General features: G+C 39.7%; 24 protein-coding genes. 11 read left to right on the forward strand and 13 right to left on the reverse strand.

Annotated elements, in window-relative coordinates; translation table 11 throughout:
- Positions 1-7: 7 nt before the first annotated feature.
- The 3 genes from ruvA (at position 8) to GVK91_RS18235 (ending at position 3,770) form a co-directional block, all read left to right on the forward strand.
- Positions 8-589, forward strand: coding sequence for a Holliday junction branch migration protein RuvA (ruvA, locus tag GVK91_RS18225; RefSeq protein ID WP_153847474.1), 582 nt, complete (start codon positions 8-10; stop codon positions 587-589).
- Between the two features lie 667 nt (positions 590-1,256).
- On the forward strand, positions 1,257-3,113 hold the full coding sequence (locus GVK91_RS18230; RefSeq protein ID WP_153847475.1) for a beta-N-acetylhexosaminidase: 1,857 nt from the start codon (positions 1,257-1,259) through the stop codon (positions 3,111-3,113).
- 180 nt (positions 3,114-3,293) lie between these two features.
- A complete protein-coding gene (locus tag GVK91_RS18235; RefSeq protein WP_153847476.1) occupies positions 3,294-3,770 on the forward strand; it encodes a GAF domain-containing protein in 477 nt (158 codons plus the stop codon).
- Between the two features lie 134 nt (positions 3,771-3,904).
- On the opposite strand, the gene GVK91_RS18240 is transcribed toward GVK91_RS18235, so the two are convergent.
- From GVK91_RS18240 to GVK91_RS18300, 13 genes are all read right to left on the reverse strand, one after another.
- On the reverse strand, positions 3,905-4,507 hold the full coding sequence (locus GVK91_RS18240; protein ID WP_159730656.1) for a hypothetical protein: 603 nt from the start codon (positions 4,505-4,507) through the stop codon (positions 3,905-3,907).
- A gap of 31 nt (positions 4,508-4,538) precedes the next feature.
- Complete coding sequence (locus GVK91_RS18245) at positions 4,539-5,759, reverse strand: LVIVD repeat-containing protein (protein ID WP_159730658.1); 1,221 nt, start codon at positions 5,757-5,759, stop codon at positions 4,539-4,541.
- 124 nt (positions 5,760-5,883) lie between these two features.
- Positions 5,884-6,786, reverse strand: coding sequence for a WD40 repeat domain-containing protein (locus GVK91_RS18250; protein WP_153847479.1), 903 nt, complete (start codon positions 6,784-6,786; stop codon positions 5,884-5,886).
- Between the two features lie 276 nt (positions 6,787-7,062).
- The gene (gene hisIE / locus GVK91_RS18255; RefSeq protein WP_075990989.1) at positions 7,063-7,647 is read right to left on the reverse strand and encodes a bifunctional phosphoribosyl-AMP cyclohydrolase/phosphoribosyl-ATP diphosphatase HisIE; all 585 of its coding nucleotides are present in this window, start codon (positions 7,645-7,647) and stop codon (positions 7,063-7,065) included.
- A gap of 114 nt (positions 7,648-7,761) precedes the next feature.
- On the reverse strand, positions 7,762-8,514 hold the full coding sequence (gene hisF / locus GVK91_RS18260) for an imidazole glycerol phosphate synthase subunit HisF (RefSeq protein WP_153847480.1): 753 nt from the start codon (positions 8,512-8,514) through the stop codon (positions 7,762-7,764).
- Position 8,515: 1 nt separating this feature from the next.
- Positions 8,516-9,268: a HisA/HisF-related TIM barrel protein gene (locus GVK91_RS18265; RefSeq protein ID WP_075990987.1), complete on the reverse strand. Its 753-nt coding sequence runs from the start codon at positions 9,266-9,268 to the stop codon at positions 8,516-8,518.
- A gap of 12 nt (positions 9,269-9,280) precedes the next feature.
- Positions 9,281-9,880, reverse strand: a complete 600-nt coding sequence (gene hisH, locus GVK91_RS18270; RefSeq protein ID WP_159730660.1) for an imidazole glycerol phosphate synthase subunit HisH — start codon at positions 9,878-9,880, stop codon at positions 9,281-9,283.
- 1 nt (position 9,881) lies between these two features.
- Positions 9,882-11,021, reverse strand: a complete 1,140-nt coding sequence (gene hisB, locus GVK91_RS18275; protein WP_153847482.1) for a bifunctional histidinol-phosphatase/imidazoleglycerol-phosphate dehydratase HisB — start codon at positions 11,019-11,021, stop codon at positions 9,882-9,884.
- Positions 11,022-11,025: 4 nt separating this feature from the next.
- Positions 11,026-12,084, reverse strand: a complete 1,059-nt coding sequence (gene hisC / locus GVK91_RS18280; protein WP_120333585.1) for a histidinol-phosphate transaminase — start codon at positions 12,082-12,084, stop codon at positions 11,026-11,028.
- 119 nt (positions 12,085-12,203) lie between these two features.
- Positions 12,204-13,115 (reverse strand): ribonuclease Z, encoded by a 912-nt coding sequence (locus GVK91_RS18285; RefSeq protein ID WP_159730662.1) that lies wholly within the window; start codon positions 13,113-13,115, stop codon positions 12,204-12,206.
- Position 13,116: 1 nt separating this feature from the next.
- Positions 13,117-13,497 carry an STAS domain-containing protein gene (locus tag GVK91_RS18290; RefSeq protein ID WP_075990983.1) on the reverse strand — a complete coding sequence of 127 codons (381 nt, stop codon included), beginning with the start codon at positions 13,495-13,497 and terminating at the stop codon, positions 13,117-13,119.
- Between the two features lie 33 nt (positions 13,498-13,530).
- Positions 13,531-14,481 carry a phosphoribosylaminoimidazolesuccinocarboxamide synthase gene (locus GVK91_RS18295; protein WP_153847524.1) on the reverse strand — a complete coding sequence of 317 codons (951 nt, stop codon included), beginning with the start codon at positions 14,479-14,481 and terminating at the stop codon, positions 13,531-13,533.
- A gap of 114 nt (positions 14,482-14,595) precedes the next feature.
- Positions 14,596-15,561: a PhoH family protein gene (locus GVK91_RS18300; protein ID WP_153847484.1), complete on the reverse strand. Its 966-nt coding sequence runs from the start codon at positions 15,559-15,561 to the stop codon at positions 14,596-14,598.
- 351 nt (positions 15,562-15,912) lie between these two features.
- Here GVK91_RS18300 and GVK91_RS18305 point away from each other — a divergent pair, with 351 nt between their 5' ends.
- The 8 genes from GVK91_RS18305 to GVK91_RS18340 all read left to right on the forward strand — a co-directional run bounded on the left by GVK91_RS18305 (position 15,913) and on the right by GVK91_RS18340 (position 22,726).
- Entirely contained in the window at positions 15,913-16,701 is a 789-nt protein-coding gene (locus GVK91_RS18305) for an S-adenosyl-l-methionine hydroxide adenosyltransferase family protein (RefSeq protein ID WP_046672337.1), read from the forward strand.
- A gap of 157 nt (positions 16,702-16,858) precedes the next feature.
- A complete protein-coding gene (locus GVK91_RS18310) occupies positions 16,859-17,413 on the forward strand; it encodes a hypothetical protein (RefSeq protein ID WP_153847485.1) in 555 nt (184 codons plus the stop codon).
- Positions 17,414-17,573: 160 nt separating this feature from the next.
- On the forward strand, positions 17,574-19,409 hold the full coding sequence (locus tag GVK91_RS18315; protein ID WP_153847486.1) for an ABC transporter ATP-binding protein: 1,836 nt from the start codon (positions 17,574-17,576) through the stop codon (positions 19,407-19,409).
- Positions 19,410-19,529: 120 nt separating this feature from the next.
- Positions 19,530-19,928 carry a hypothetical protein gene (locus GVK91_RS18320; RefSeq protein ID WP_153847487.1) on the forward strand — a complete coding sequence of 133 codons (399 nt, stop codon included), beginning with the start codon at positions 19,530-19,532 and terminating at the stop codon, positions 19,926-19,928.
- Positions 19,929-20,005: 77 nt separating this feature from the next.
- Positions 20,006-20,665, forward strand: coding sequence for a heme exporter protein CcmB (locus GVK91_RS18325; protein WP_153847488.1), 660 nt, complete (start codon positions 20,006-20,008; stop codon positions 20,663-20,665).
- A gap of 37 nt (positions 20,666-20,702) precedes the next feature.
- Positions 20,703-21,365, forward strand: a complete 663-nt coding sequence (gene ccsA / locus GVK91_RS18330; RefSeq protein WP_153847489.1) for a cytochrome c biogenesis protein — start codon at positions 20,703-20,705, stop codon at positions 21,363-21,365.
- Positions 21,366-21,512: 147 nt separating this feature from the next.
- Positions 21,513-21,722 (forward strand): CcmD family protein, encoded by a 210-nt coding sequence (locus GVK91_RS18335; protein WP_046672332.1) that lies wholly within the window; start codon positions 21,513-21,515, stop codon positions 21,720-21,722.
- Between the two features lie 20 nt (positions 21,723-21,742).
- Entirely contained in the window at positions 21,743-22,726 is a 984-nt protein-coding gene (locus tag GVK91_RS18340; protein ID WP_153847490.1) for a DUF6427 family protein, read from the forward strand.
- Positions 22,727-22,872: the final 146 nt, after the last annotated feature.

Genomic DNA, 22,872 nt, shown 5'->3' on the forward strand with positions numbered 1-22,872 from the left:
GTATACTATGTACGAATATTTCAATGGAAAATTAGCATATAAAGCCCCCACTCATGTTGTTATCGATGTGAGTGGGATTGGTTATTATGTCCACATCTCTCTCTATACCTTCTCCCAAATCAAGGATCAGGAAAATTGTAAACTATTTATTTCATTTCAAGTTCGGGAAGATTCACACACGCTTTATGGCTTTGCGACAGAAGGCGAGAAAAAATTATTCGAAAATTTGATCTCTGTTTCCGGTATTGGCCCAAATACAGGCCGTATGATCCTATCGTCAAACACACCGGATGAGATCCAGTCTGCCATCGTCAATGGCCAGGTTGCCCTAATTCAAAAGATTAAAGGAATCGGCCCTAAAACAGCACAACGTCTTATATTGGAACTTCAGGATAAATTAAAAAAACAGGGCTTCGAAGCCTTGGCATCACCTATCCAATCCCAATCTGTGCCAGAAGAAGCTTTATCAGCGCTGGTTATGCTCGGATTCAACAAAGCCGCGGCAGAGAAGGTGTTAAATACCATTTTAAAGACCGAAAGCAATCTTTCCGTAGAAGATATGATCAAATTAGCACTGAAACGACTTTAATGCATAAACATTTGCTGAACATATCCGATATCAATCATTGGATGATGAATACATGTTGTTAATGCTGTAGCGTAAAAGATATAAAGGAACCTTCGGGTTCCTTTGTCATTTCCCGAACCTCAGTTTTGCTACAAATCGGTCGCTATTCACAGTGCTTCAAATATAAAGCATCAAAACAATATATCCATAAATTATAAGGAGCTAATAGGGGCTTTATAGGGACCTCATTCGGACCTTATTCGGATAAGCCCCTATAAGATCCGTTTAACATACCTATAAATTAAGTCGTAATAACAGATTAAAAATGGCTGTCGTCAGAAGATGGTCCAAGGTTGTTATCTCCTCTATCGCTTCAATCGTCTAAATCAGCCGCCTGCACAGCAAATGATATTTATGGGTAGATCATCCGGCCATAAAAAGAAAAAACAGTTAAAAAGCACATTTTTTTTACGCGAATTTAGATCGCATTCCTCGAAGTAAAATGTCAGCTTTAACAGGCTAAACAAACGATTGATCTACTTCAAACAGGCTATTACCCAAAACACTTCTAAGTGCCCAAGAACACTTTTAACAGTGTTTTCATACCCTATTTGTTACATTTTCTCTTTGCTAAAACGTATTTATTCACCTATTTTTAGGACTTCTTATTTCAGTTATAATCTCACGCATGAAGAAACTATTTTCACTTGCGCTGGCTCTAAGTGTAGGAGCAGCAGTATTTGCGCAAGAAAAGAAAGATGCTACCTTGAACATTGTGCCATTACCGCAACAGGTTCAAATTAAAAATGGCACGTTTAAAATCAACGCTAACACCAAAATCGCCTTTGATAGCGAAGAGGACAAAAAAGTTGCAACGCTGTTTCAGGATTTCCTAAAAAGCAACTACAATCTCAATTTATCAGTAGTGAAATCAGCGAGCAGCAATACGATCTATTTCTCCTCCAAAAACGCAAAATCCACTAATGCTGAAGCGTATGAACTTAACATAAGTTCGGACCGCGCAACTATTAGCGGAAAAGCTGCCGGTCTATTTTATGGTATGCAATCGTTGATCCAACTGCTACCTGTAGATAAAAAGGCCAGCATAGAAATTCAACAAGCTTCAATCCAGGATGAACCGCGTTTTGCCTATCGTGGATTACATCTCGATGTTGGCCGTCACTTCTTTCCTGTAGAATTTGTAAAAAAATACATTGATATTCTGGCATCTTACAAATTGAATACGTTTCATTGGCATTTGACAGACGACCAAGGCTGGCGTATAGAAATCAAATCACATCCAAAATTGACTCAAATTGGCGGTTACCGCAAGCAAACACTGCTGGGTAACTACAAGACAGATGGCGATTATGACAACACACCTTATGGTGGTTTCTATACCCAGGACCAAATCAAAGAAGTGGTTGCTTATGCAAAAGCTAAATATGTAACGGTTATACCCGAAATCGAGATGCCAGGGCATGCACTAGCAGCACTTTCGGCTTATCCAGAATTGGGCTGTGGTGATAAGCCAGGACCTTATACAGCTGCTCAGACTTGGGGAGTGTTTGACGATGTTTTCTGTGCCGGAAAAGAAGAAACATTCAAATTGTTAGAAGATGTAATTGATGAAGTCATTCCCTTATTCCCTAGCGAATATATCCACATCGGTGGTGATGAGTGTCCAAAAACAAAATGGAAAACATGTCCATTTTGTCAAAAAAGAATCAAAGACAACAACCTCAAAGATGAACATGAGTTACAGAGCTATTTTATCCAACGTATGGAAAAATACATCAATAGTAAAGGTAAACGTATCATTGGATGGGATGAGATCTTAGAGGGCGGTTTAGCGCCTAATGCGACTGTCATGAGCTGGAGAGGCGATCAAGGTGCAATTGATGCAGCCAATCAAGGTCACGATGTGATCATTACGGCAAACAGCTATGGTCTATATTTTGATCACAAACAAGGTCCTGATCAAAACAGAGAACCTTTAAGTATCGGCGGACTTTCCACATTGAGCAAAGTATATTCGTCTGACCCAATGCCTAGCAAAATTGCTGAGAACAACAAAAAACACGTTTTAGGTGTACAAGCAAATATTTGGACAGAGTATATTGGATCATCCAATAAAGTCGAATTTACAGTGCTACCGCGCGTTTTAGCGCTTTCTGAAATTGCCTGGACTCAGCCAGAGAAAAAGAACTGGAAAAATTTCTCAGAACAGCGTGCAGCAAATCAGCTGGCTAAACTTGACCAAACCAATACATTCTATCGTGTACCGGAAGTATATGGCATAACAGATACCACCGTATATGCTTCGGAATATACGATCAGAGGTTTGAAACCATCTGTTGAAGGGGCCAAAATTTATTACACATTGGACAACTATGATCCTTCAGAATTGGATTTAGAATATACAGGTCCAGTGAAAATTACGGTTCCTAATAGCAAGGAACGTGTTTTCAAAGCCGTTGTTGTAACGCCTTCCGGCAAAAGAAGCAACTACATTCGGGTGAACATTATCAACACCAAGAAATAATAACATTTGCCTGATGCGAAAGCGCTAATATTCTGTTAACTTTGAACAGCGTATTAGCGCTTTTTCATTTCATGCAGGTTGGAACGCAATATGCCGTGAAGCCTTCCGGACAGGCAAAACATGCTTGGCAATTGTAATCCTGATAGCAAATGCATGATTATTTTTTTTACATAGATTTTTATGGCAGAGGATTTACAAATAGCTAAAGGTAGCAAAGAAGAACAATATCAAAATTTACTTCCTCAGATCGGAGGACTATTGCAAGGCGAACCTAATCAAATTGCCAATTTGGCTAACATCGCTGCTGCACTGAAAGAACAATTCAATTTTTTCTGGGTTGGTTTCTATCTTGTGGATGGAGACGAGCTCGTATTAGGCCCTTTTCAGGGACCCGTTGCATGCACACGTATAAAAAAAGGTCGTGGCGTATGTGGGGGTGCTTGGGCACAGGAAAAAACATTGATTGTTCCTGATGTGGAGCAATTTCCGGGACACATTGCCTGTAGTTCGCTCTCGCGGTCCGAAATAGTGCTACCCGTTTTTAAACAGGGACAGATTATCGGTGTGCTGGACGTTGACAGCAGTGAATTAAATAGTTTTGATGAAGTCGATGAGAAATACCTTACGCAGATATTACAGCTTTTAGACAACGAATAGGTAAGCTCCACAACTGAAAAGTGAAATAGCGTAAGTATCGGTCTAGATTTGAAAAACGAACCGTATACTTACGCTATTTTTTTATAATTCAAGCTATCGACACCTGTTAATCCAAAAAAACATCCGATCGATACCTAAAAACCAAATCCTACCTGTAAAGTAAAACGGTGCAGATCATATTTTTTATCCATTTGTGTTGTTCCATACCCTATGCTAGTGTCTGGTAAGTTTGGCGAGGGACGCGTATAAGTATCCTTTCGGCTATAGTGCTGATACCGGTATCCCGTTGCCAAAGACCAATATTTCGCTGAATTCTTAAATTTAAAGCGCCAACCCAGCTGTGGATTTACCAACAAGCCGCCCTGATATTCATATTTTAAATTGCTCTCGACTAGATTTTTATTTAAGAAAGCAAAACTATAGCCTAAATCCAATCCTGTAAAAAAACTACGTTTTCTGTCAGGGAATTCCACATAATTCACTTTGGCTGAGAGTGGTAAAAACCATTTTGATCCTTCATTGTTTACAGGATACCTATCCACCCCTGTATTTAAACCCAGAGCTATATTTTCATGGAGCTGCACCCCATGGAATGTATGCAGGCCAAATCCAGATTCGAGAAAGGCAGGGCCATAAGTAATAACCGAAAATTCATTATGATTTGTATATTTTTTTGTTTGGGCATCAACAGTTAAATACCCGAGAAGAGCCAAAATGGCAATCGAAAGTCTTTTCATATCAGAATAATGAAGTTCTTGAAATAGTTTCTTAATTGGATCTAATAACAGGAATAATGCTCAATTCCTTCAATTTGGCCTTATTGCTATAATCATATTGATGTACACCTTTTTCTCCAACAACGATCAACGATTTTGGTCCAGCGATAACATCTAGGCCCATCAGATCTTTGTGAGTTTCTAAAAGCTTATTACCTATTTGGCTAACATCACTGGCATCGAATGACTTCAATCCGAATTTTCCATCACAGACATATAAGGTTTTGTCTGCTAGCGCCAGGCCATAGGGATTCTCCAAAGTGAAGGTATTTTTCAACATCGGTTTTGTCAAATCTTGGATATCGATAACTTCCAACAAATTTTGTTGTCCACCACATACCACGCCTGCACGTAAAGTTACAAAGGCATATTTCTCATTGACAACGACAGGATCACAGGCACGAATATGTGCATAACGTGACAGTTCTACGGGAGCAGATGCCGTCGTGATATCATAAATCACCATGCCTGTATTGGAACCGATAAACAGGCTATTTTTAAAGGGAAAAATTGTTTCGATACCAGGGCCTATTTTGATATCCTTTACATAGGCCGGTTTACTTGCATTCTGTACGTTAAAAAGGTGTAATGTCGTTTGATCTACAGCATAGAGGTGTTTATTCGCAATGGTAAATCGCGCCATGGATCCGCCCTGTCCTGATCCCGAATTGGTCTCGTTATAGAGAGGTTCTTTTCGGTCATAAGGTGAATATTTATCTTTTTGGCTAAAGCTTACGAGGCTATCTCGGAATCCTGTAATGATGCGATCGGCAGTGTTATTGAAGTAATCCATTTGAAGCAACATCTTAAACACATCCTTATTCCGTGTCAATAATTTGGGAGATGCAGGGTTTTCGAGATCGAAGGTCAATAGATCTGTAAAACTATCAGCATATAGCTTTCCATCTAGAACCGCAAGATCCACATTGCCAGGGATGCTCAAGAACGATATCGCCAGAGGTTTTGACGGATCTACATTATTAAAAATATGAATACCTTTCCCCGGCTCATTAATAAACAAGTAATCTTGATAAATATAGATCTTTCCAGTTTGAACAATTGTCGTAGGGCTGCTTACGGGATTAGCTTTAGCCCGTATACTTTCCATTGTTTCGAATATGGGCACTCGAGTCAGATACATTCCTTTACTTTCGATTTTATCACAGCTCGAAAGCGCTATACAGCCTAATAAGATAAGCCAAATTCTTTTCATAAAATATAACTATAAGGTCAATTAAATTTATAATTACCATAGTTAACGATATAATTATGAATTCGCTACAGAGGAAATCTATTTTTTTATCTGCTCAGTTAGTCCGTACCTTCTGCCCAATCTTTTATAAATGAAATTCCCAGACTTTTACTAATTTGTCGTCACCGACACTAAAGAAATATTGTCCATTTTCGGACCATGCTCCTGCATTTACAGATAAATGATGGCCATCTTGCATCTTCTCGCGGCTCATATTTTTCAATAGTGCAAAATCGGCTGTGGACCAAAATTTCAACGATTTATCGCGACTGACAGTTGCAAAAACTGGCGCTTCAGGATGGGGATATATTCCGTATACGGTAAAAAGATGAGGTACAAAGGAAAAATTAGTTGTCAATTGATTTGGATCTGAAATCACCAATTGCGCATCCCTTCCACCGCTTAGCAATTTATTATGGATAAATGCCAGCGACGTAGCGGGCATACTATGCAATTTTGAATCATTAATAACATGAAAGTCAGCACTGTCCAACATATAAACCTTTCCATCTTTATCGCCCAATGCTATTCGTCCAAGTCCTTCATCAATTGCAATTGCTCGAATTGTTGTTGGGGATATACGCTTCTCGTAAATACTTTTATAAGTTTCCAAATCAATGACATACAATGTCCCCTCTTCACCTACTGCCAAAAGCTCATTTTTCCAGGACATATAAGCCAATGCAAAAATAGCTTTGGTGCTCAGTTGTATGCTTGCTACAAGCTTTTGCTCTTCAACATGTACAAAAAGCAGCTTGCCCTCGCGCAATGCTATGGCCAGAATCGGCGTACCCGTTATCAACCGTAAAGCGTAAACCGATGAACTTACCGCGCAGAGAATACGCTTAAATGCATTCTGCTCAATATCCCATTCGACAACGCCCTTATCGTTACCAGCCGTAAAAAATGTATGCGTATAATAGCCCTTTTCTACACAAAAAATAGGGTTTTGATGTCCTGGTAATGTCGATTTTAATGTAATATCCATAGTAATTTCGCTAAAACTCTTTCTCTATCCGGATCGCATATTTTACGCCCATTTTTTATGCTGTAGGGCTAAATTCTCCGCTGATCAAGCTATGCATCCAGTAAAGATCAATACAGCAATACGTATTGTTAGCACGTAGAAACAAGAAGTGCAGTATATCCACAAATATACTGCACTTCTTAGATTATTTTGTCATCTTAGCTTAAAGCCTTCTCCCGGCTTCGGATTTTGTTCAACGGTAATGCCATTTTCCAGGTAATGCCATTGTCCAAATACCTATTGATGTCTGCTCTCGAGGTTTTTCGCAATTGTTTCTAGAGAAAATCCTTTCTCACGCAACAATACGATCAAATGAAACAGTAAGTCTGAAGTTTCATTGATAAAATCAGTATCTGTTTCTGTCAATGCTGCAATTACTGTTTCTACGGCTTCCTCGCCAACTTTTTGGGCAATCTTATTGATACCGCGAGAACGCAGACGATTGACATAAGATTCGTCAGAAGGATGTTCATAGCGATGGTTGACAATACGCTCTAGCTCCAACAGAAAGTTTTGGTTGAAGTCTGTACTGAAACAGCTTCTGCTCCCTGTATGACAGGTTGGCCCCATTGGTTCTGCTTTGATCAAAACAGTGTCCTTATCACAATCAACATGGATGCTTTTTACATTCAAAAAGTTTCCACTCTCCTCTCCTTTTGTCCAAAGGCGATTTTTGCTTCGGGAGAAAAACGTAACACGTTTTTCTGCTTGTGTCTTCTCCCAAGCTTTCTCGTTCATATAGCCTAACATCAACACTTCCAACGTTTGGAAGTCCTGCACAATCACTGGAACGAGGCCGTCACTTTTTGCAAAATCTAACATGATTTTAGTATTTCAATTTTTAATTATTTTCGAAGAGCCATGAGCTCTGTTTTAACTTCTCAGGATTTCAATCAGCAAGTTTATGGCTTACTTCTCCTTGATCAATCTTGTTTCCTATCTTACGACAATTCCATTTTGACGCAAGGTAGCTTTAAGATCGGGAATCAATATTTCACCATAATGGAAGACCGATGCCGCCAGGGCAGCATCCACGTTAGCTTGCTGAAAAACATCCACAAAATGCTGTTGATTACCAGCTCCGCCAGAGGCAATCAGTGGAATATGAATCTGGTCGTTTATTGTTTTTAAAAAACCATTGTCAAAGCCATTTTTTGTTCCGTCATGATCCATTGACGTCAGCAGGATCTCTCCTGCTCCACGTTCCTGCGCTTCAAGTATCCAATCTGCTGTGTTCAATTCCGTCTTGATACGCCCGCCACTCAGATGGACAAAATTCTGCCCTTCGATGGATCTAGTATCCACAGCAACCACAACAAACTGCGCACCAAAAGCTGCCGCCATCTGATTGATAAGAGCGGGGTTACGTACCGCAGCGGAATTGATGGAAATTTTATCTGCACCTGCATTCAACAGGATGTCAGCATCTTTGATTTCATTGATACCACCGCCGATTGTAAAAGGGATATTCACCTGACGTGCGACCGCTTTGACTAAATCAATTGTCGTTTTACGCTCCTCATGTGTCGCTGTAATATCCAGAAAAACGAGTTCATCAGCCCCTTGTTGAGAATATTCATAGGCCAATTCAACGGGATCACCCGCATCGCGCAGATCCACAAAATTGACTCCTTTTACAGTCCGCCCATCCTTGACATCCAAACAGGGAATTATACGTTTTGCCAGCATTTTAAAATCTGATTAACGATTTTAAATTCCAATCTTTGATTTCATCGATCGAGATTCTATTTTCATAGATTGCTTTACCAACGACAACAGATTCTACACTGCCCAATTCCTGAAGTTTCTGAATATCATCCATTGAACTGATCCCGCCAGAAGCAATTAACTTGATAATTGGAGAATGGTTTAACAACTTTTGGTACAATTCAACGCCTGCACCGCCCAATTTACCATCTTTACTAATATCGGTACATAAGAACCTAAAGAATCCTAAAACCAAGCATTTATCAATATATTCGATCAATTTGATTGGAGAACTTTCCAGCCACCCGGAGTATTTGATGACTTCATCCAAAACGTCAATTGCTATAACGATGTGGTCGGCATATTTTACTTTACCTTCGTTCAATGTAGCCAGTTCCTCCAAAAATGAAGGATTTGTGATTGCCTGTGTTCCGACAATAACGCGATAAACACCCGCATCTACCAATTCTTTAACCTTCTCTATGCTTCTAACACCACCGCCATATTGAATCTTCATATCCGTCTTCTGGATGATATCAAATAAATAGGCCTGATTGCTGAAGTCTCCTTTTGCACCATTTAAATCAATGATATGGACGAGTTCCGTACCATTTGCACGGTAGGTTTCGATTTGCTCTTCTAAACTAATCGCATACGTTGTAACGTCATTGTAGTTACCCTCTCTCAAACGGACAACTTTTTTGTCCAAGACGTCTATTGCTGGAATGATATACATAGTCGAATATTTTTAATCAATTTGAATAGTTGAAAAATTGAGCAACAGCTGCTCTCCTGCTTTTCCAGATTTCTCTGGATGGAATTGTACGCCAAAGAAGTTGTCTTTAGAAATTGCAGCCGAAAAAGGCTGTCCATAGACACATTTTGCCGCGGTATATGTCGCATCGAATTCGATAAAGTACGAGTGGACAAAATAAAAATAAGTCTGATCTTTAATATGTGCAAATAAAGGACTATTTGCTGGCACGGAAACACTATTCCAGCCCATATGTGGTACTTTACCCGACTTTTCGACATCAAAATGTAACGTCTTCAAAGGAAATAGCTTTAACATTTCGGCATTTCCTTCTTCTGAAAAAGCCGTCAGTAATTGCATACCAACACAAATCCCCAATACAGGCTTTTTTAGCTTTTTGATATAAGGCACCAATCCTGATTCCTGTAGTTTGTCCATTGCTGCGCCAGCATGCCCCACTCCAGGAATGATGATACGATCGTATTGATCGATATCATCTGCGGTATTGACCATACCATAGGTAAGCCCAACACGATCCAGTGCCGCTGTCAAAGAGAAAATATTCCCCGCACCGTAATTAATAATTCCTATCATCTTACAATACTCCTTTTGTACTTGGCAATTGCATATGGTCGGCATCGCGTCTTACCGCCTTCTTGATAGATTTAGCAAAAGCTTTGAAGATCGCTTCGATCTTATGGTGCTCATTGTCACCTTCCGCTTTAATGTTTAAATTCGATCGTGAAGCATCTGAAAACGACTTAAAGAAATGGAAAAACATTTCCGTAGGCATATCGCCAATCTTCTCCCGTTTAAATTCCGCATCCCACACAATCCAGTTGCGACCACCAAAATCCAATGCAACCTGAGCCAAACAATCATCCATTGGCAAAGTATAGGAATAACGCTCAATTCCACGTTTGTCTCCTAAAGCCTTCAAAAAGACCTCGCCCAGTGCGATACCCGTATCTTCGATGGTATGATGTTCGTCGATATGAAGATCCCCTTTCGCCTTAATGGTCAAATCAAGTGCTCCATGTCTAGCCAATTGATCCAACATATGGTCGAAAAACGGCAATCCCGTTTCGATATCAGACTTACCCGAACCGTCCAAATTCAACTGAATAAAAATATCCGTTTCATTGGTTTTACGATGATGTTCGGCAGTGCGCGTACCCAATTTAAGGAATTCATACACCGTCTTCCAATCTGTTGTCTCTAAAGCTATAACAGTTGGATCTATCGCAAGGTTTTCCAAAACACCTAATTGATCGTTAGCACGCAGCCAAATTGCCTTTGCGCCGAGGTTTTGTGCTAATTTAACATCATTCACACGATCGCCGATGACGAAGGATTGGCTCAAATCGTATTTCGACGTATCAAAATAAGCTCCAAGCATACCAACTCCCGGTTTTCGGGTTTCCGCATTCTCGTGTGGAAAGGTTTTATCAATATGTTCCTCGGCAAACACTACTCCTTCTCCTGCAAACGTATCAATCACAAAATGATGGACTGGCCAGAAATTCTCCTCCGGATGGGAAGACGTTCCTAAACCATCTTGGTTGGAAACCAAGATCAATTCGAAATCCAGCTCCTTTGCGATACGTGGAAGATACTGCAAAGCACCAGGATAGAATTTTAATTTGGTAAAAGAATCGATTTGTTCGTCTTCAGGTTCCAAAATTAATGTTCCATCGCGGTCTATAAACAGTACACGTTTTAAGTTTTCAGGCATAGTATTATTTATTGATTTGATTAAGTTTTTCTAACAATATTTGATTTTCGGCAGGCGTTCCAACAGTGATCCGCAGACAGCCTTCACATAATTCGACCTTGGATCTATCTCTAACGATAATTCCATACTGAACTAGATAATCGTAAACTTCACGTGGCTGCTCCATCTTGACCAAAATAAAGTTGGCATCAGAAGGTGTAATATGCTGCACATAGTCCAGTTCAAGCAATTCACGCACGAGTTTCTCACGCTCTGCCACTGTCTCCTTGATCCAGTCATTGACTTGATCAACCTGATCTAAGGCTTCCAACACAATATCTTGTGTAGCCTGATTAATGTTGTATGGCGGTTTTATTTTATTGTAAACAGCTATAATCTCTTTACTGGCAAAAGCCATGCCCAGGCGTAGGGCCGCAAGCCCCCAAGCTTTAGACAAAGTCTGCAATACCACTAGATTGGGGTATTCAGCAAGTTCTTGCGTAAATGACTTGACAGCAGAAAAATTAATATAAGCCTCATCCACAACAACAAGCCCCTGAAAATTATTCAAGATCGTTTCAATATCCTGACGACGGATTGAGTTTCCTGTTGGATTATTTGGAGAACAGATAAAAATCAGTTTAGTATGTGCGTCTATTGCATTGGCAATACCATCCAAATCCAGCTGGTAATCAGCAGTAAGGTTTACCTTTTTGAAAGCAACATCATTGATGTTCGCAGAAACTTCATACATCCCGTAAGTTGGCGGAACTAATATGACATTGTCAACACCAGGGGTACAAAATGCACGGTATAAAATATCAATAGCTTCATCACTTCCATTTCCCAAAAAGATATTCTCTGATGGTACACCTTTTATTTTAGAAAGTTTGGCTTTAACTTGATGTTGGAGAGGGTCTGGATATCGGTTGTAATCATGGTTTAAGGGGGATCCAAAAGGATTTTCATTGGCATCAATCAATATGGATGCCTCCCCTTTAAATTCATCTCTTGCGGATGAATAAGGTACGAGCTTCTTAATATTTTCCCGTAGTAGGTTGTTTAAGTTGAATGGATTATCCATTATAAAAAAATTAGAGCCGTAAACTTAGATAAATTGTTCATCATATGCAATATAATAAGCAATTATTCATAGGTCTTAACCCATTCATCGTTGGGATGTAAGAGAAAATTCAAAAAAAACTAAACGGAAAACCATCTACCTTCCACAGAGAGTTCCGTGTTTGGGAATACAGTTCTCGCTTCTTCCAACAGGGGATTTAAATCTCTGTACCGAGCTGAATAATGACCTAATAGCAACTTCTTTGCGTGAGTTTCCTGGGCGATTTCTCCAGCTTCCAGCGCTGTTGTGTGAAACGTCTCTTTTGCGCGATCAACCATATCGTGCAAGAATGTAGACTCATGATACATCAGATTAGCCTTTTGCACATAAGGCAGATATTCTGGCGTCCGTACGGTATCCGAACAATACACATAACTGCGCGATAAGGGGGCAGGAAGGCTCAGGTCGTCTGCACGATATACTGTACCGCTTTCATCGACGTAATCAAATCCTTTTTTGATCATCGGAAAATAGGCGGTAGGTATATTTAATTCCTGTACAACATCGCCAAGCAATGTTCGCGCGCGGGGTCCCTCATCAAAACGAAAGCCAGTACAGGAAATACGATGCTTTAATGGAAAAGCACTTACTTTTAATGTTCTGTTTTCAAAAATAACGCCAGGCTGTTCCGGTGAAATCGGATGAAAAACAAGATTATAGCGTAAGATAGTCTCGGAATGCAAAAACTGCACGTCTAAAATTTCCTTTAACGCAGGTGGGCCATACAAATGGAGATCACTTTTTCGGCCGACAAGGTGCATTGATGAAAGCAGCCCCACCAAGCCCAAATAATGATCCCCATGCAGATGGCTAATAAATATATGTGCTATGCGATTGCTTTTGATACCGTATCTGCTGAGTTGCATCTGTGTGCCTTCTCCACAGTCGATCAAAAACAATTGCTCATTAAAGTTCAACACTTGGCTAGTCGGATGACGATCAAACATTGGCGTTGCCGAGCTATTTCCTAATATCAGAACTTCAAACTTCATATTAATCCTCAATTGTCCCCCGATACTCAGATTCCAATTCGTGTGCAAAGATTAAATCCTCCGCAACCTTTAAAGATGGTGCTATTTTCAGCGATTTATCCAAATGCGATACACGAACCATATCCATTAACGTTGGACAAAGATTAACCAAAATAAATATGCCACCAACAGACTGACATAAACGATGGGCAAGCACGCCTAAACGGATACCTACCTCGTCCGTTTGCTTAACGTGGATCATATCCAAAACGATATTCCGTTGTCCAATCGTATTCCGCAACAAAAACTCCCCTTTGAGTTTAGCGGCATTATCCGCGTCAATCACATCGACATGAGGTTCTATGACAATATAGCGATCGTGCTTATCAATGGTATACTTCATTAGTCTATCTCCTTTGTTTGAGGATACAATGTACTAATAATTTAGCGTTTTCAAGGCGTTTGCCACATTTCTTTCCACACGTTCCAGTACGTTTTCCTGATCTGGGTACACAAACTTCTCTCCGACGATATGCTCGTATAGCTCAATATAACGTTCAGAAATGGAAGCCACGATCTCATCGGTCATCTCCGGAACGACCTGACCGTCTTTCCCTTGGAAGCCGTTTTCGATTAACCATTTGCGAACAAACTCCTTCGACAATTGCTTTTGTGACTCACCTTTATCCTGGCGTTCCTGATAGCCTTCTGCATAAAAATAACGGGAAGAATCTGGTGTATGAATCTCATCGATCAGCACAATTTTGCCGTCTTTTTTTCCAAACTCATATTTTGTATCCACCAATATTAGCCCTCTTTGCGCCGCAATTTCAGTTCCTCTTTGGAACAACGCTTTGGTATATTGCTCCAATTGAACATAATCTTCCTCGCTTACGATACCTTTTTTCAAGATATCGGCACGTGAAATATCTTCATCATGTCCAACAGCAGCCTTTGTTGTCGGTGTAATAATTGGCTCAGGCAATTTGTCATTTTCTTTCAGTCCTTCTGGCAATGCCTCACCACATACTTCACGTTTGCCTGCAGCGTATTCACGCCAAGCGTGTCCCGACAAGTAGCCCCTAATAACCATTTCTACTTTAAACGGCTCACACATTTGACCGATAGTTACACTTGGATCCGGAACAGATACAACCCAATTTGGAATAATATCAGCCGTAGCCTTTAAAAATTTGGCCGCAATTTGATTCAACACCTGCCCTTTATAGGGTATAGGACGTGGAAGTACCACATCAAATGCCGAAATACGATCTGAGGCAACCATCGCCAAATAAGTATTGGCAATCGTATATACGTCACGTACTTTTCCCCTGTAAAAAGCAGTCTGATTGTCGAAATTGAAATTTGTTTCTTTTATAGCATTCATGTTCAAAGTAAAATTCAAATGTAAGTAATTGTTCATTTATGACTGCGTTTAATGGCATTCATAGATGCAGCGCATTGATTTAAGAGCTCGCTCTGCTCGATTTGCCTTTTAATATTAAATATCACCATACGCTTCGAGGATGCGGCGAACCAATTTATGGCGAACCACATCTCCACCACTGAGGTGGATAATGTCTATTCCTTCGATATTCTCCAATAAACGAATCGAAGTAGATAATCCAGATTGATTTTTTTTCGGTAAATCTACCTGTGTCATATCACCTGTAACGATAAATTTTGCCGTTGGCCCCATACGGGTCAAAAACATCTTCAGCTGCATATCCGTTGCATTCTGAGCTTCGTCCAGAATCACAAAACAGTTATCAAGTGTTCGTCCACGCATAAACGCTAAAGGGGCGACCTCAATGGTCCGATTTTCCAGATAACCTTTTAGCTTCTCCGCTGGAATCATATCGTCCAACGCATCGTAGAGCGGTCTCAAATAGGGATCTACCTTCTCCTTTAAGTCGCCAGGTAAAAAACCGAGATTTTCGCCGGCCTCTACGGCTGGTCTTGTTAGAATGATTCTTTTGATTTCTTTATTTCGAAGTGCTCGAACAGCTAATGCAACCGCTGTATAGGTCTTTCCTGTACCCGCCGGTCCGATAGCAAATAAGATGTCATTTTTCGAAATACTATCCACCATCTTCCGCTGGTTGGCCGTACGTGCACGTACAATAATACCATTAGGCCCATAAACGATCGGTTCGGATCCAAAGGCTGCATGTTTGGCCGCAAGTTCTTTTTCTTGTTGAACAGCAGAACCTGCACTTGCTCCAAGGAGATTTTCAAAATCCAATAAAGTAACGTTGTTAAATTTCTCCAGATGAGCCATGACTTCCTTAAACGATTGCTCAAACAGATCTAATTCCTTCGCGTCTCCCAACACTTTCATTTCACTTCCGCGAGCTACAATCCGCAGTTTTGGGAATTGCTTCTTCAAATAATCGAAGTGCTCATTGTCTGCTCCCCATAATATGGGCAAATTCAGACCATCTAATGCAATTAGTAATTCGTTCAAATTTTATCCTATTTAGAATTAATTAGATTGTAGCCATTACACAATATCGTTCCTGTATAATACTATTCAAAATTAACGTATTCTAACGAAACAACCAAGAAGATACAGCGTACAAACGACGATGATTTAGAAGCTTATGGAGACAGACCACAAAGGGACACAAAGATTTCATTATACATAAAATCTTCGCTATGTTTGTGTATATCAATCGAAAAAAGACCGATTCAAAATAAGTTATCCAATTAGCTTTATAAATCATCTGATAAATAGTAATTTTGTCCACTATTTAGATAAATATAAGGGTATATTTAAGGGAATTCGACAGCAATTCGATCTAGGATTTAGATTATAATGGCAGTAATTACATTAACAACAGACTTAGGACACAAAGATTTTTATCAAGCCGCGTTAAAAGGTAGTCTTTTATCGCAGCTGTCCGGTGCCAATATTGTTGATATTACCCATGAAATTCCCGCGTTCAACATCCCTCGTGCGGCCTTTGTATTAGGTAACGCTTATCATTATTTCCCTAAAGGAACTGTACACATTATCGGAATTAACACTTTGTTTCATGAAGAATCGAAATATATCGGCATGAAATACAACGATCATTATTTCGTCGGGGCCGACAATGGTATTTTCAGTCTATTGCTGAATGGCAATGAACCACAGGAACTCTATGAGCTCAACTTAATGCAAGACCTTCGGTATCTTCACTTTCCGCTTGCAGATATCCTTTCTAAATCCGCTTGTCATATTGCCAAGGGGGGCAAACTGAAAGAAATCGGGACTTCAATGCAACAGCTCATCGAAAAAGTAACTTTGCAGCCTATCTTTGATAAAGACATGATCCGAGGCAACGTCATTTATGTTGATGCTTTCGGCAACGCCATTACCAATATCTCAAAAGATCTATTCAATAAAGTTCAAAAAGGACGTCATTTTGTCCTTTATTTCAAACGCAATGAAACCATTACCAACCTTTCCTGGCATTACAACGAAGTTGGAGAAGGTGAGAAACTTTGTTTATTTGGTATTTCCAACTACCTTGAAATCGCCATCAATAAAGGTAATGCAAGCCAGCTACTCGGACTTCATGATGACGATTCCAATGTAATTCGTATAGAATTTAAAGATTAATTTCATAAATTCATTTGTAGTGCTTTCGCTCCATTTTTTTATCCTTGGTCAAACTGATCATAGGGCTAAAATTGTAGATGTAGCTTTATGGCAAAATAAAATTTTACCATGAACGTTAGTTTAAACTAAACATTTGATAAATAGATCGTCCAAATACATGATGAAATTCTTAAGATTCCTACTTCCAATCGCCGTTCTATTTTGCTTCTTTGGACAGGCCAAGTCGCAAAACAACGCAGACTCCAGCTCTTTTGAGGTACAACGAAGCCGTGTAAATGACCTACTCGATGCTAGACAACAGAAATTCGGGGCTTATGACACAAGCCTCACTCAAAAAACAGGACTTTTTGGCCTTTTCAAATCAAAAGGTGATATGCAAAAGAGCATTGATATCCTAAAAGATATCGTCATCACAGATAACAACATTTTCCTGGAAACCCAAAAACTATTGAAAATCAAAGATTTTGAGAAGGATAAATACCAACAATTGGCAACAGATTACGACAAGCAGGTCTCAGCCTATATTGGAACCATAAGTAAGCTTCAAAAAGAAAACGAAAAGCTGCGGGCACAGGGAGACAAAACATCCGGGAATCTGCCGCTAAGCAACATCCTCCTTTATATCGCTTTACTTATTATCGCCGTATTGGGATATTTACTCTATAAATTTAAAGCGCAACAAACAGCTTCGAAACAACAAAATTTAGGATAAAGCACCACAGCGATAAGCATTTGCACAACGACAAGCTACTTAAAACAGCTGTTTAAATCAGAAAAAGTACGATTCTGTTCAAAAATTGACTAAAGTATGATAGCAAAATATTTTTAATCTCTTTACATTTGTCCTCGCAACAAAATTTGAAGTAGCGGATATGGCAAGAGGATTCAACAGCGGTAATAAACAAGAAGAAGATCTACCAAAACCAAAATTGAATAAGGAGCTCCTATTGAGAGCATCTAAATTGATGACCTATTTAAAACCTTATCGGTTTAAATTTGGGGTCGGCATGTTTTTCTTGGTATTATCCAGTTTGGCCATGCTCGCCTTTCCGGCTTTGCTTGGTGCTATGATTGATGCTGCGCAAGGCAAGCAAACTTATCCCTGGCTTGCACCACACGTTTATTATATTGGTGGAATTGCCTTTATTATTCTGTCTTTTCTATCAGTCGTCTCTTTTTTTCGTATACGAATTTTTGTTGAGATTGCTGAGCGTACGCTATCCGCATTACGCAAGGACACCTACCTCAAACTCATTTCATTACCAATCGAATTTTTCGCCAATCGTCGTGTTGGAGAATTAAACAGCCGCTTGTCTGCAGACCTTTCACAGATTCAGGACACGTTAACAACAACATTGGCTGAAATCTTGAGACAGTTGATTAGTCTTTGTTTCGGTGTATTCCTTTTGGTTTGGGTATCGCCCAAACTTGCGCTCATGAACCTTTGTATATTACCGATCATTGTTGTGGCTGCTATTATTTTCGGAAAATTCATTCGCGAATTGTCGCGGCAGGCACAGGATAAAATGGCCGAGTCAAATAGTATTGTTCAGGAAACATTGTTGGGGATAAGCAACGTAAAAGCCTTTGTGAATGAATATTTCGAATTCAACCGCTACAGTAATCAGATGGATTCGGTCGTGAAATTAGCGGTCAAAGGAGCTACTTTCCGAGGTGCTTTTGCGTCTTTTATTATCTTCTGTATTTTCGGAGCTGTGATCGCTGTCATCTGGTATGGAGCGGCATTAGTTTCTATCCATGAAATGACAGTAGGCGACCTCACGACCTACATTCTATATTCGATGTTTGTAGCAGGTTCTATGGGTAGTTTTCCTGAGCTATATGCCAATATCCAACGTTCCCTAGGAGCGAGTGAACGGATTTTGGAAATTTTAGATGAGCCGCAAGAAAACCTCAATGTGAAGCCGACTTGTAAGGAAATTCACAAGACCATGACTGGTAAACTAAGCTTCAATCATGTTTCCTTTGCCTACCCAAGCCGTCCCGATATTGAAATCCTGAAAGACATCAACTTTACAGCCAATGCGGGCGATAAAGTCGCCATAGTCGGCCCAAGTGGAACCGGAAAATCAACAATAGCTTCATTGATTCTGCAATTCTACACAGCAAAAAAAGGGGAAGTAAGTTACGACGACAGACCCGCATCCGATTTTGAACTTTGTGATATCCGCAACCAAGTCGCTATCGTACCACAGGATGTTTTGCTATTTGGCGGGACAATACGTGAAAATATAGCTTATGGTAAGCTCGAGGCTACAGAAGATGAAATTATAGCAGCTGCGAAACGAGCCAACGCACATCAATTTATTTTAAATTTTCCTGAAGGCTATGACACCCTCGTTGGTGAACGTGGCGTTAAACTCTCCGGTGGTCAGCGCCAGCGCATTGCCATTGCCCGTGCACTTTTAAAAGACCCTGCAATTCTTATCCTGGACGAAGCCACCTCTTCCTTAGACTCAGAGTCAGAAAGACAGGTACAGGAGGCATTGGAGGAATTAATGCGTGGACGCACCTCGATCATTATTGCACACCGACTATCGACCATTGTTGATGCCGATAAAATTATTGTTGTCGAAAATGGAATCGTGTCCGAAAGCGGCACTCACTTTGAACTGCTCCAAAAAGAAAGTGGTCTCTATCAGCATCTGTATAATCTACAGTCAAAGCAGCAGAAAATTGATATGTAAAATTTTGTTAATTATTGATTCTTTTTAAACAAATTCACCCTGTGATTGTTCATTTGGTATCATACTTGATTATCATTTGAATATATAACAAAATTGAATATATAACAAAATAGAAGAATTATGAAAAATAGCAAAAATGGATTAGTGGCATTTGCTTTGGTAGGATTAGCTGCGGGAGCTGCTGCATGGTATCTTTTAGGAACTGATGATGGAAAAAAACAATTAGATCGTGCAAATGATGGCATTAAAAGCTTAACTAAGTCATTGAAAGATCTTTCAAAAAAAGAAGCTAAAAAGGCACAAAAACTAGCTAACAGAGCTTCGGCTGAACTAGACCATTTGAAATCAAAGGCACAAGCAGCGTTCAGCAGAGCTTCAGATGATGCAGATGCATTGAAAAACAAAGCAACAGAAGCCGGCAGAGAAGCTTTGGACCACGCCAATAATGCCGCTCAAAATTTGGCAAGCAAAATCGACAATACAACTGATGCTGCAAAGTCCAAAATTTCTAACGCATAAGTAAAAAAACAGCTTTTTTAAGAATTGATGGTTTTGGTCACTCTCGTGGTCAAAATACATTTGTATCTTTGCTGCATATGACTTTGCTGCAACAGGTAAAAACTTTAATTCTTAAAGACATCATTCTGGAATGGCGTTCAAAATATGCTATTAACGGAATTCTACTATATGTCGTATCAACTGTTTTCGTCTGCTATCAAGCGTTCAAATCAGTTGATACGGCTACTTGGAATGCATTATTCTGGATCATTATGCTCTTCGCTTCGATCAATGCAATCAACAAAAGCTTCGTCCAAGAAAACCCAAACCGGCAACTTTATTATTATTCACTGGTCGATCCCAGAGCAATCATTTTAGCGAAAGTCATTTACAATATGATGATGATGAGCCTGCTGGCCATCATTGCCTATTTTGTCTATTCGACAATATTCAGAAACCCTGTCGGTGATCCAACGCTTTACTTCATTTCGGTCATCTTGGGCAGCATTAGTTTTGCTACTGTTTTTACCATGATCTCCGGGATCAGCTCCAAAGCGGGCAACAATAGCACTCTAATGGCCATCTTGAGTTTCCCCGCCATTATTCCGCTGCTGATCGTATTAATCAAGCTGTCTCGCAATGCAATAGAAGGCCTAGAAAGGGCTTCCAGCAGCAAAGAAATAATCGTATTACTTGCAATTAATGTAATCACCATCACTATTTCTTTGTTGTTATTTCCGTACCTTTGGCGAGATTAAATGTCAGAATTGAGAACAAACTAAATTCAATTTATCCATGAGAAAAAAATGGTGGAAAATATTAGCGGTAATGATTATCTGTGCGGTCATTATCAATGGTCTTTTAGGACCTGTTCCCCGTCTATTCATCCTTCACGAAAGCATACGAAATGTTTATTTTCATGTCCCAATGTGGTCTGCCATGTTCGTTATGTACTTGGTTTCCGTTATTTACAGTATTAAATACCTCAATACGGGCAAACAGGAGTATGATTTAATGGCCATTGAAGCTGTCAATACAGGAATAACATTTTGTTTTCTTGGACTTGCGACAGGCATGCTTTGGGCAAACATCACCTGGGGAGAACCTTGGCCAAACGATCCGAAGCTTAATGGCTCAGCAATAGCAACACTCATGTATCTGGCCTATTTGGTGCTCCGTAATGCGCTGGAAGAAGAGCAAAAAAGAGCCAAAATATCGGCGGTGTACAATATCTTTGCATTTCCAATTATCGTCGTGCTACTTTATATTCTACCGAAGATGACAGACTCGCTTCACCCCGGAAGTGGTGGGAACGCCGCCTTTGGCGATTTAAAAATGAGCAGCGAGCTGCGTCCTACATTTTATGCAGCGATGATTGGCTGGCCAATGATTGCAGCTTGGATCTGTTCACTCCGCTATAGAGTACGTTTGCTCGAAAAGAAAGATTTGAACGCATAGAATTGAACGGCTAATACGATCCTTTATTTCTAAAATAGAGAAATCCGGTAAAGCCCAATCAATAAAAAAACAGGATATTACATAATCAAATAGCGTGTATCGAATCATGTATAACAATGAAAACGACACGAATAATATTTTAAACAAATGAAAAAAATAACATTGTCAATCGCCTTACTACTCTTATCGACTTTGAGCACATTTGCACAGGATGATGTCGAGATGGCGACTGGATTGCGTAGCGAAGGTAAGATCTACGTTGTTGTATTGGTCATGTTGGTCATTTTTTTAGGTTTGGCTTTCTTCCTTTTCTTGCTCGATCGCCGTATCAGTAAATTGGAAAAAAAGAATAAATAGCATTTTATTGATCGCATACAATGATTATAAGTCAGTTTAGAAATTATTCACCCATCAATATTTTATTTCTATCCCTCGTGGGTTTTGTTTTATGTTTAGGCATATTTCTTCACCTTCCGGACAAACTTGATTCTGTAATCTTTGAACCTGCCTTGGGGAATCTTTTGGGAGAGAATAACTTAATCAACCTCTCTCCTTCGACCAATGTTTTTATCACACTGATCTTGACGATTTCTCAGGCAACGATACTCAATCGCATCACAAGCCATTTTAACCTACTGGGCAAACCCAGTTTCTTGGTTGCTTTGATGTACATGACATTGGCCAGCTTGTTTTTACCATTTTTGGTACTATCTCCGACCCTGATCTGTAATTTTATTTCGATATGGATGTTAAGCAAGTTGCTCTCCCTCTATCGGCAGACAGATGTTAAAGCCGAAATGTTTGATCTCGGTATGATTGTAGGTATAGGAAGTCTGATCTACTTCCCGTTTCTGAGTATGTTCTTCTTATTGTGGATAGGCCTACTCATTTTTAGACCCTTCAATTGGCGTGAGTGGATCACCCCTTTACTTGGCCTAGCAACAGTCTATTTCATCTTAGCGGTTATCTACCTATGGATGGGTAAAATGGAGCAATTTTATACCATTTGGCTGCCATTTACCTACAAATTCCCTACTGCGATTCGCATTCAATTAGTCGATTATCTGGTACTCGTCCCGGTAATCTTTACGTTAATACTCTTCCTTTTGGTATTGAAAGACAATTTTTTCAAAAGTGTCGTGCATATTCGCAAGTCATTTCAACTGTTGTTTTTTATGTTATGCCTAGCGATCGTCTCTTTTTATTGGAATAAAAAACTAACGGAGGCCCATTTTTTACTTTGTGCCCCTTCTATCGCTATTTATATGGCTTATTATTTCACTTATGCCAAAAAGAAATGGTTTTTTGAAGTCGTATACGCCATCATAACACTTACCATAATCTACTTTCAGTTTTTCTAAGCCGTTGTACAATAGGTGTTTAACCTTTTTTAACAAAATCGGCTTAACAAGCTCGCAAAAATTGAATAGTTTTGTATGCGATTAAAAGCAAAGAACATTTAATATAAGAGTCAGATAACTCGAAAATTTCACTAAAACTAAATAAA

The organism is Sphingobacterium sp. 18053 (genome assembly GCF_902706145.1).
GTDB lineage: Bacteria > Bacteroidota > Bacteroidia > Sphingobacteriales > Sphingobacteriaceae > Sphingobacterium > Sphingobacterium paramultivorum.